Annotated in this window: 8 protein-coding genes; 3 read left to right on the top strand and 5 right to left on the bottom strand. The window is 70.0% G+C overall.

Going from position 1 to position 10,453, the window contains the following annotated elements; genetic code table 11:
* Window positions 1–153: 153 nt before the first annotated feature.
* Window positions 154–588, bottom strand: a complete 435-nt coding sequence (locus DA075_RS20765; RefSeq protein WP_099954833.1) for a hypothetical protein — start codon at window positions 586–588, stop codon at window positions 154–156.
* Window positions 589–835: 247 nt separating this feature from the next.
* Between DA075_RS20765 and DA075_RS20760 the strand changes: the two genes are divergently transcribed.
* Complete coding sequence (locus tag DA075_RS20760) at window positions 836–1,447, top strand: recombinase family protein (RefSeq protein WP_099956705.1); 612 nt, start codon at window positions 836–838, stop codon at window positions 1,445–1,447.
* A gap of 414 nt (window positions 1,448–1,861) precedes the next feature.
* Here DA075_RS20760 and DA075_RS20755 read toward each other — a convergent pair whose 3' ends face one another.
* On the bottom strand, window positions 1,862–3,535 hold the full coding sequence (locus DA075_RS20755) for a site-specific integrase (protein ID WP_099954832.1): 1,674 nt from the start codon (window positions 3,533–3,535) through the stop codon (window positions 1,862–1,864).
* A gap of 107 nt (window positions 3,536–3,642) precedes the next feature.
* The gene (gene pabB, locus DA075_RS20750) at window positions 3,643–5,046 is read right to left on the bottom strand and encodes an aminodeoxychorismate synthase component I (protein ID WP_099954831.1); all 1,404 of its coding nucleotides are present in this window, start codon (window positions 5,044–5,046) and stop codon (window positions 3,643–3,645) included.
* Window positions 5,047–5,252: 206 nt separating this feature from the next.
* On the opposite strand from pabB, the gene rimO reads away from it, so the two are divergent.
* Complete coding sequence (rimO, locus tag DA075_RS20745; protein WP_099956704.1) at window positions 5,253–6,569, top strand: 30S ribosomal protein S12 methylthiotransferase RimO; 1,317 nt, start codon at window positions 5,253–5,255, stop codon at window positions 6,567–6,569.
* Window positions 6,570–7,159: 590 nt separating this feature from the next.
* Here the strand turns inward: rimO and pncA are convergent.
* Both pncA and DA075_RS20735 read right to left on the bottom strand, forming a co-directional pair.
* On the bottom strand, window positions 7,160–7,804 hold the full coding sequence (pncA, locus tag DA075_RS20740) for a bifunctional nicotinamidase/pyrazinamidase (RefSeq protein ID WP_174800106.1): 645 nt from the start codon (window positions 7,802–7,804) through the stop codon (window positions 7,160–7,162).
* A 208-nt stretch (window positions 7,805–8,012) separates the two neighbouring features.
* The gene (locus DA075_RS20735; RefSeq protein ID WP_099954830.1) at window positions 8,013–8,987 is read right to left on the bottom strand and encodes a quinone oxidoreductase family protein; all 975 of its coding nucleotides are present in this window, start codon (window positions 8,985–8,987) and stop codon (window positions 8,013–8,015) included.
* 131 nt (window positions 8,988–9,118) lie between these two features.
* Here DA075_RS20735 and DA075_RS20730 point away from each other — a divergent pair, with 131 nt between their 5' ends.
* Window positions 9,119–10,345, top strand: coding sequence for a UbiH/UbiF family hydroxylase (locus DA075_RS20730; RefSeq protein ID WP_244936253.1), 1,227 nt, complete (start codon window positions 9,119–9,121; stop codon window positions 10,343–10,345).
* Window positions 10,346–10,453: the final 108 nt, after the last annotated feature.

Raw genomic sequence — 10,453 nt, 5'->3', positions numbered from 1 at the left:
CCGATGCTGACGCCAGCCGAGCGGCCGAGAGGCGGCAGAAGAACTGATGTGACTGACGGGCCAATGATCAGCTGCTAGGAGCGTTCTGGTATGGCTCGTCGCTGATCACTTGGCGGCAGCTACGACCTTCTTCGGCCGGCCGCGGTGGCGGCCTCAGACGGCCGAGTACGGCCCCTGGAACAGGTCACCCATAGCCTTGCGCCGGAACAGGGTATGCCAGCGACGGCGCTGATGCTCGTCGCGGTCGTGCAGCATGTGGCAGCGCTGGCAGAACGCCGCCAGGTTGGCGTCTTCGTTGTTGGCCGTGTCGTGGTCGCGGTGGGCCGCCGCCAGCACCACCTTCGTAATGCGAACTCGGGCAAGCAGGTCCTGATCGCGCAGCCGTTGCCGGAGCCGGCGGCCCTGGCCGTCGCGCCAGCCCGAGATCTCGGCATCCCACCACCGGCCGTCGCCGAGGTGGAAGACCCGCTGCAGGTGCGGGCGGGCGCATTCCTCGCATCGGCCCCGCGCCCGCCGGAAGCGGATCGCGTCAGAGAGCTGAGGCCAGTCGATGGGATAGAAGAAGCGGTGCTCCCGCCGGATCGGCATCTCTGCTCCCCGACTTGGCGGGCCTCCATGCCGAAGGAGCCTATCACGCTGTACGGTTAAGCCCACCTTCATGCCCTGCGCAGCGGACCACGAGATCCCGCAGGGCGCGCGGCAGGCGCCTCGTGATGGTTCAGGTTGGGTATTCCCTTGGTGAACCAGCCCCTAGGCGGTTCAATAAGCACCACTTGACCATTCAAAATGAACTGGCATGATATGAACCATCCAAACTGAACCGATGGGCTCCGCCATGTTCGTCCGCGCCTACCTCCGGGCCTCCACCTCCGAGCAGGATGCCGAGCGGGCGCGCGCGCAGCTCGACGCCTTCGCCACCGAGCGCGGACTCCACGTCGCGAGCTGGTACGTCGAGAACGAGGGCGGCGCGAAGATCGCCCGTCCCGAGCTGTTCCGCCTGCTGAAGGATGCGCGGCCGGGCGACGTGCTCCTGGTCGAGCAGGTCGACCGCCTCTCGCGCCTCACCGCCGAGGACTGGGAGAAGCTGAAGGCGGAGATCTCGGCCCGGCGCATCCGCATCGTCGCCCTGGATCTGCCGACCTCGCACATGATGGCGACGGCCAGCCCCGACGACTTCACGGCCCGCGTGTTCGAGGCGGTCAACGGAATGATGCTCGACGTGCTCGCCGCGGTGGCGCGCAAGGACTACGACGACCGCCGCCGCCGGCAAGCGCAAGGCCAGGCCAGGGCCAAGGCCGAAGGGCGCTACAAGGGCCGCCCGGAGGACGCCGAGCGCAACGCTAGCATCGCAGCGATGCTCGCAAAGGGCGTGTCCTGGTCTCAGGTGCAGAGCGCCACGGGATGCAGCCGGGCGACGATCGCCAAGATTGCGAAGCGCGCCGCCTGAGGCGGGCGCTCAAAGTCCGGGACGACTTGAGCAGAGGGCCGAGAGCATCGTCCGCATGGGTATACTCATGCGGACAAAAGGTGCCGATGGCGGGACCGGCGGGTGGCTCGGCGCCTCGGCGGCGGGTGACGGGGCTCGATGACACGGCGGGAGGGTAGCCCGAGGGCGGGCGGCTGGCCTAGTGGTGGCCTGAGATGCGCGGCGGTGCCTCCAGCCGCGGCAGGGCGGGCCTCAGTGCGGCTCGGCACCGGCTCGGCGGCTGCCTCCCGGAGAGGCCCCCGGCGGGGCTCGCGTTCGCTGCGGAGGGAATACCCGGGCCCCCTACCAGGGGGGAACCTCGCTGCCGCTGCGCGTGGGTGTCTTCTCAGGTGGGTGACCCCTCGGCTTAAACCGGCAGCCCGGCCACCCGGCGCACTACCTCACGTCGATCCTCGGGAACTTCGCCATGGCATCCGCCAGCGTCTTGACGGTCACCTCGCCGTAGCCCTCGCCCTCGGTCCGTGCGGCGTGGCCTTGGATGGCATCGAGCACCCAACCATCAATGCCGGCCTCACGCCCGACCGTCTTGAAGCGATGCCGCCAGCCGTGGTTGGGCGCCACGTTCGCGTCCGTGATGGTCGCCCTGACGGTGAGCGCCATGCGAGACTTGAGGCTCCCCAGAGACTTCCAGATGGTCCCGTCCGCGGCCTCCCGTACGAAGAGGTGGCCCGCCGGTGCCTTCTGGACGAACTCCAGGAAGCCGAGTTCGAAGAGGTGCGGGTGAAGCACGACTTCCCGGGCCTGGTTGGTCTTCACCGTGCCGGCGTCCGGCGTGATGGTGATGACCCAGTGCTGGCCGTGCTGTCGAATATCCCGCTTCCGAAGCTGGCACATCTCGCCGAGGCGTGCGCCGCTGTACGCGCAGAGCCAGGGCACCCACCGCTTGGCGGCAGCGACCGAAGACCCCTCCCCGCGCGGCGGCTTGTACTCCAAGGCGGCCTTCAGGATCGCGCTCGCCTCTTCGTCGGTGAAGCCCTTCCCCCGGAGCTTCTGAGGCTTGCCGAGCTTCAGCGTCACGTCCTTGGCGGGGTTGCTCGCGAGCCGCTTGTTCGCGACGGCCCACCCGAAGATGACCTTGAGGCCGTTCAGGTCGCCGGACTTCACGGTTTGCGCCGAGAGCGTCTTCCCGGTTCGCGGGCTGATGCTGGCTAGGCGGTGGTCCTTGAAGCCAATCACGTCCTCGACGGTGACACGGTTCGCATCATCGTGCCCGAGGAAGGCGCTGAGATTAGCGACTGCCTGGCGGTATCTCTCGAACGTGCCGTGTTTCGTTCCCGCCGCCTTCCGCTCCGCCCACCAATCGGCGACGAGGCCAGACAGGGTGGTCTTGGGCGGCGCGGCGTCGGCGGTGCATTGGGTGCGGGCCGGCGGCTCGAACTCGGGGAACCGTGCGGCCTTGGGATCGGGGCTGTAATCGCCCTCGGCATTCCGCTCGCGGGCGGCGAACGCGTCCCGCAAGGCCAGGCCGAAGGTCTCCAGGAGCAGGAGCCGCGTGTCGTCGTCCACGCTGCCGATACCGCGATCCCGCAACAAGCGGTCTACCAGCGGCCCGAGCGGGGTCTGAAGCTCGGACGGATCGCCAGTCGCCAGGGCGGCCTCAAGGTTCTCCTTGGCACTGGCAAACCCGGCTGCCTCCTCCTCCGGCGTTACCCGGACGCGAGCCCAGCGCCCATCCGGCATGAGCTGAACGGCAAGGGTGCGATCCGCCCCAGCATCGGCCCACGAGCGGTAGAGGTCACCCGCGAGGGCGGTCGCCTGGCGATGGTTGAGGCTCATGGGTGCCCCGTTGCGCAGAGCCGTCCAATGCCGCTCCAGGGCTGACGCAACCTGCCCCTGCCGGGCCTTCACCTCGGCGGGGTCACGGGTGCGCAGCGAGAAGCGGATGCTACGCATTTTCGGCGTCACGCGGACAAGGACGGTCTCGGCTCCGAGCGGCAGGCTGAGCGTGCGGCCTGCCACGAGCGGGAGGATATCGGTCGGGATGCGCTGGACGAACTGGGGGACGGAGGAGTCTGGCCGCTTCACCGGGCGAACGAGCCTGTAGAGCATGAGTGGCACACCGTTGTAGCACGGTCGGACCCGGCTTAACACTCTGACAGCACTCAACTATCTGCGAAGCATGATCTTTCGCAGGCAGCCGCTACCGATGACGAGGATCATGCGCCCTCCCCGCTCGCGAAGGCCGAGAAGACCCGCTCGGCCTTGATCAGGGTCTCGTGGTACTCGGCTTCCGGGTCCGAGAGCAGCGTGACTCCGCCGCCCGCCTGGAGCACGGCGCGGGTCTCGTCCATCAGCACCGTGCGGATGGCGATGCTGGTGTCGAGGCTGCCGTCGAAGCCGATCCAGCCGATCGCCCCGCAATAGAGCTCGCGGGCATCGCCCTCGATCTCCGTGATGATGTCCATGGCGCGCAGCTTCGGCGCCCCGGTGATCGAGCCGCCCGGGAAGGTCGCGCCCAGGAGGTCGAGACCGTCCGCCCCCTCCCGCAGGGTGCCGGTGACCGCCGAGACGAGGTGGTGCACCCCCGCATAGGTCTCGAGCCCGCAGAGCGTCGGCACCGCGACGCTGTGGGGGGCGCAGATCCGCGACAGGTCGTTGCGCAGGAGATCGACGATCATCACGTTCTCGGCCCGCTCCTTGGCGCTGGCGAGCAGCGCCTCGGCCCTGGCGCGGTCCTCGGCCGGGTCGGCGGCGCGCGGCGCCGTGCCCTTGATCGGCCGGGTCTCGACCTGCCGGTCGTCGAGGCGCAGGAAGCGCTCGGGCGAGGACGAGGCGACGGTGAGGCCGTCGAATTCCAGATAGGCCGCGAAGGGCGCGGGGTTGCGCGCCCGCAGGCGCCGGTAGAACGCGAAGGCATCGAAGCCCGGCGGCAGGGCGGCCTCGAAGCGCTGGGCGATGTTGGCCTGGTAGATGTCGCCGGCCCGGATGTAGTCCCGCACCCGCTCGACCGCTTGCGCATAGGATTCTGCCGTGAAGTTCGACCGCCAGGCGAGGGGTGGCACCGGGATGGCCTCGCCAGCCGGTTCGGGGCCGTTCAGGGCCGCCTCCAGGACGTCGAGATCGGAGGCGGCCTTCCTCGCTCTGGCGCCCAGGTCGGTCTCGGGGAATCCGGTGGCGATCAGGTGGCAGGTGCCGGCCCGGTGGTCGAAGGCGACCAGAGTGGCGTAGAGGTCGAAGGCGAGGTCGTGGGTAAGGCCGGCCCGGCGCGCGGGCGGCGCCACCCGCTCCAGGCTGGCACCGAAATCATAGGCCATGTACCCGATCGCCCCGCCCTGGAACGGCGGCAAGGCGGGATCCGGTTCGGTGCGCCAGGGCGCCAGCACCGCCTTGAGCGCCGCGAGGGGCGCGCCCGGCACGCCGACGCCGTTCCAGAAGGCTTGGCCGCCGCGCACCCGGAATGACCCGAACGGATCGGCGGCGAGGTAGGAGTAGCGCCCAAGGGTGTCGTGCCGCATCGCGCTGTCGAGGAGCGCGAGGCCGGACAGCCTGCGAGGCCCGTTGGCGCGCAGCCGGGACGCGGCGGCGGCGGGATCGAGGGGGGTGACGAGGCGGCTCCACATCGCGCCGTGATACCGGAGGCCGGGGCCGCAACGGAAGCTGCCCGTCGGGCCAAGATGCCGAGCCGAGGTGCCGGCCCCGTGACGCACGCCCTGCCCTGTGCTAGAGGCCTGCCCCAGCATCCTTCCCTAAATCCTTGATCCTGCTCGCTGCCGCCTCGGCCGTGGGCCGGCACCGCATCCAGCCCTCGCCGAAATCTGCCCTGCCCATGAACGCACCCGCCCCCAAGATCTCCTTCGTGTCGCTCGGCTGTCCCAAGGCCCTGGTCGATTCCGAGCGCATCCTCACCCACCTGCGGGCCGAGGGCTACGAGCTGGCGCGCAAGCACGACGGCGCCGACGTGGTCATCGTCAACACCTGCGGCTTCCTCGATTCGGCCAAGGCCGAATCGCTGCAGGCGATCGGCGACGCGATGGCGGAGAACGGCCGGGTGATCGTCACCGGCTGCATGGGCGCCCAGCCGGAGGAGATCCGCGAGAAGTACCCGAACCTGCTCGCCGTGACCGGGCCGCAGGCCTACGAATCGGTGGTGGCGGCGGTCCACGAGGCGGTGCCCCCGGCCCACGACCCGTTCCTCGATCTGGTCCCGCCGCAGGGCGTCAAGCTGACGCCGCGGCACTATGCCTACCTGAAGATTTCGGAAGGCTGCAACAACCGCTGCACCTTCTGCATCATCCCGCAGCTGCGCGGCGACCTCGTCAGCCGCCCGGCGGCGGACGTGCTGCGCGAGGCCGAGAAGCTGGTGAAGGCCGGCGTCAAGGAGCTGCTCGTCGTCTCGCAGGACACCAGCGCCTACGGCATCGACACCCGCTACGCCACGAGCCAATGGCGCGACCGCGAGGTGCGGGCCCGCTTCTACGACCTCGCCAAGGAACTGGGCGAGCTCGGCGCCTGGGTGCGCCTGCACTACGTCTATCCCTACCCCCATGTCGACGAGGTCATCCCGCTGATGGCCGAGGGCAAGGTCCTGCCCTACCTCGACATGCCGCTCCAGCACGCGAGCCCGACGGTGCTCAAGCGCATGCGCCGCCCGGGCAACCAGGAGAAGATGCTGGAGCGCATCCGGTCCTGGCGCACGACCTGCCCGGACCTCGCGATCCGCTCGACCTTCATCGTCGGCTTCCCGGGCGAGACCGACGCAGAGTTCGAGGAGCTGCTGACCTGGCTGAAGGAGGCCAAGCTCGAGCGCGTCGGCTGCTTCCAGTACGAGCCGGTGCGCGGCGCCCCCGCGAACGAAGTGGCGGAGGCGGTGCCGGACGCCGTGAAGGCCGAGCGCCAGCGCCGCTTCATGGAGACGCAGCAGGCGGTCTCGCTCCGCTTGCAGAAGGCCAAGGTCGGCAAGCGCCTGCCGGTGATCATCGACGCCGCCGGCCCGACCGTCGCCAAGGGCCGCTCGAAATACGACGCACCCGAGATCGACGGCAACGTCCACGTCGCCTTCCGCCGCCCGGTCCGGGTCGGCGACATCGTGACGGTGAAGATCGAGTCGGCGGATGCCTACGACCTGCACGGGGTGGCGGTGTAGGCGGTGGACGAGGCGGCCCGCACCAAGCGCGCAAGCTCGCGGCCAAGCGCATCAACGAGCGGCTGAAGCGGCTCGCGAGCTACTTCAACGCCCTGGCGCTCGGTGTGATCGGCGCTGGGGTCATCATGCCGACGGTGACGGGTATGACCCAGGCTTGGCCGAAGAGTCTCGTTTGGCTCGTGACCGGACTCGTCCTACATCGTGCGGTCCAAGGCGCGTTCACGTTCCTGCGCAGTGATACCGCCGCGCCTTCGAACGGACCCGTTCGAAGGCGCTGGCTAAGCCCGAACGGGCGTCGGCGCTGATGCGCCGGACGCCTTGGCATCGACGTGTCGATGCCAAGGCGCGAGGGTATGAGAACTGACATGCTGACCTGTACCCTGACCATACAGGTTGCAGTGACCGCCGTCGTTTTCAGCGTCGGCGGTTTGCTCTACGCGTGTCACATCGCCCACTCGTTCGACCGCAAATGGGGTCGGCCCGAGGATTGAGGCTGAGCCCTCGACGCCAGTCGATAGGCTCGACAGGTTTCTAACCTTGCCGTCACCCCGGTGCCGCATGGCGGAGCTTGGAGTGACGAAGAAGGGGCCCTATCCCCCGATGGCCCAACTCTCCTCCCGCTCCACCCCGGCCGCCGCCATGTCGCCCCAGGCCCGCTCCAGGGACCCGTCGAGGTCGATCGCCCGGCAGGCATCCTCGACCACCACCGCCTGGAACCCCGCCTCGCGGGCGTCGATGGCACTCCAGCCGACGCAGTAATCGGTGGCGAGCCCGCACAGGAAGATCCGGGTGAAGCCGCGCTCGCGCAGGTATCCGGCGAGGCCCGTCGGGGTGATGCGGTCGGCCTCGCGGAAGGCCGAGTAGCTGTCGATCCCGGGCCGGTAGCCCTTGCGGATGATCAATTCGGCGTGCGGCAGGGCGAGGAGCGGCGACAGCTCCGCCCCGGGCGTGCCCTGGATGCAGTGCTCCGGCCACAGGACCTGCTCGCCGTAAGCCAGACGCACGGTGCCGAAGGGCTTTTTGCCCGGATGGCTGGTGGCGAAGGAGGCATGGCCCGCCGGGTGCCAGTCCTGGGTCAGGGCGACGTGCTTGAACGTGCGCCCGAGCGCGTTGATCGGTGCGATCACCGCATCCCCGTCCGGCACCGCGAGCGTGCCGCCGGGCAGGAAATCGGCCTGGACGTCGATGACGAGGAGCAGATCGGTCTCGGTCGCCTGCAGGGCGTACGAATCCATCGTGTCGGGTCTCCGCCGGGACATCCGGGAGCGGTCCGGTGAAGGCCGATTCGGCCCGGATGCCGCTGCGGAACTCTAGGCGGACGAAGCGGTGTCGGGCCACCGGTTCGTCCGCTTAGATTTTTTGCGTCTCGCAGGTCATCGTCGTCAATGCGGGATTCACTGGTGCGAAATCCGATTTGCGGCCCGATGATTCTGCATCAGATGATCACGGATGCATCACCGTGGCACCCGTCGTCTGACGTCCGGCGAGGTCGGCATGGACCTTCGGGGCGTCGGCGAGTTTCGCCCGGGTATGGACCGGGATCTTCACCGCGCCGCTCTGCACCACCTCGAACAGGTCGGCGGCCATCTCCTCCAGCACCGCCCGGTCGGCGGTGTGGGTGAACAGGGTCGGGCGTGTGGCGTAGAGCGAGCCCTTCTGGGCCAGCAGGCTGATGTCGAATTGCGTGATCGCCCCCGAGGCGCTGCCGAAATTCACGAAATAGCCGAAGGGCCTCAGGCAATCGAGCGAGGCCGGGAAGGTCGCCTGGCCGACGCCGTCATAGACCACCGCGCAGCCCTTGCCGCCGGTGATCTCCTTGACCTTCGCGGCGAAATCCTCGTTGCGGTACAGGATGACGTGGTCGCAGCCGTGCTGGCGGGCGAGCTCGGCCTTGTCCTCCGAGCCGACGGTGCCGATCACCGTGGCGCCGAGGTGCTTCGCCCATTGCGTTGCGATCAGCCCGACGCCGCCGGCGGCGGCGTGGAACAGGATCGTGTCGCCAGGCTGGACCTTGTAGGTGCGGCGCAGCAGGTACTGGGTGGTGAGGCCCTTGAGCATCATCGCGGCGGCGGTGTCGTCGTCGATGCCGTCGGGCAGGCGCACCACCTGCTTGGTGTCGATCACCACCTCCTCGGCATAGGTGCCCGAGGCCGAGCCGTAGGCGACCCGCTCGCCCGGCTTGAAGCCGGTGACGCCCTCGCCGACCGCCACCACCGTGCCGGCGCCCTCGTTGCCGGGGGTGAAGGGGAGCTGGGGCGCCTTGTAGTGGCCGGAGCGGAAGTAGATGTCGATGAAGTTGACGCCGACCGCGCTCTGGCGCACCCGGATCTGGCCAGGGCCGGGCTCGCCGACCGTCACCTCCTCGTAGCGCATCACCTCGGGGCCGCCATATTCGTGAACCCGGATCGCCTTGGGCATCGCCCGCTCCCATCATGCTCTTGGTTTGCGGCCGGGATCATAGGTGCGGCCCTGCAATCGGCAATGGCCGGGATGGCACAGCGGCCCTGCAGGCCCCAGATCTCCGGACAGACCATGCGAGGACCCGTTTCGTGAGCCAGACAGCCGACCCGAATCCCGCAGATGCCCATCCGGAGGAGCCCCTCTACGACGTGGCGGTGGTCGGCGCCGGGGCGGTCGGCCTGGCGGCGGCCCTGGCGCTCGCCCGCGACGGCCTGCGCACGGCGCTCGTCGGCCGCCACGCTCCCGTGGCGGACGGGCGCACCGTGGCGCTCCTCGACGGGTCGGTGCGGCTGCTGCGGGCGCTCGGCGCCTGGGAGGCGCTGGAGCCCCAGGCCGCCCCGCTCGCCGAGATGCACCTGATCGACGACACCGGCAGCCTGTTTCGCCCGCCGCCGGCCCGGTTCGTCGCCCGCGAGATCGGCCTCGACGCCTTCGGCTGGAACATCGAGAATGCCCGCCTCGTCGAGGCCCTGCGCGCCCGCGCCCGCGCCATCCCGGACCTCACCCTCGTCGAGCGCGACGCCGCCGGCCGCACCCTGGCCGAGGATTGTGCGGTCCTGGCGCTGGAGGGTGGCGGCCACGTCGCGGCGCGCCTCGTCGTCGCGGCCGATGGCGGCGGCTCGCCCTTGCGCGAGGCGGCGGGCCTGACGGTCCGGCGCTGGACCTACCCGCAGAAGGCCCTGACCACGATCCTCGCCCATACCCGCGACCATCGCGAGGTCTCGACCGAGTTCCATACCCGCGAGGGGCCCTTCACCCTGGTGCCGCTGCCGGGCGGGCGCCGCTCGAGCCTGGTCTGGGTCTCCGCCGAGGCGCGGGCGGAGCGCCTCGCGGCCCTCGACGACGCCGCGCTTGCCGCGGCGATCGAGCGCCAGGCGCAGTCGATGCTCGGCGCCATGCGGATCGACGGGCCGCGGGGCCTGGTGCCGATGCGCGGCTTGTCGGTGCCCCGCCCGGTCGGGCCGCGGCTGGCGCTGGTCGGCGAGGCCGCCCACGTCTTCCCACCCATCGGCGCACAGGGGTTGAACCTGGGCCTTCGCGACGCGGCGGCCCTGCGCGATGCGGTGGCGGGCGCCCGCGATGCCGGGGCCGAGTCGGTGCTCTCGGGCTTCGCCCGCAGCCGGGCCCTCGATGCCCGCCTGCGCACCGGCGCGGTCGATACCCTCAACCGCAGCCTGCTCACCGCCTTCCTGCCGAGCGACCTCGCCCGGGGTGCGGGGCTGCTCGCCCTCTCGACCATCGCGCCCTTGCGCCGCCTGGTGATGCGCGAGGGCATCACCCCGCGGCTCGGGACGCCGACGCTGATGCGGGGGTGAGACGGGGCCGCCTGCTTCGTCCAAACGAAGGGCGAGCGCGGCTTTCTCCCTCTCCCCGCCCGCGGGGAGAGGGGGAAATCTGCGCGTGATCGCTACTGGATCAGATCG

Source organism: Methylobacterium currus (assembly GCF_003058325.1).
In the GTDB taxonomy this organism is placed as follows: domain Bacteria; phylum Pseudomonadota; class Alphaproteobacteria; order Rhizobiales; family Beijerinckiaceae; genus Methylobacterium; species Methylobacterium currus.
The sequence above is the reverse complement of the archived record's forward strand: the minus strand, read 5'-3'. Positions and strand labels throughout refer to the sequence as shown.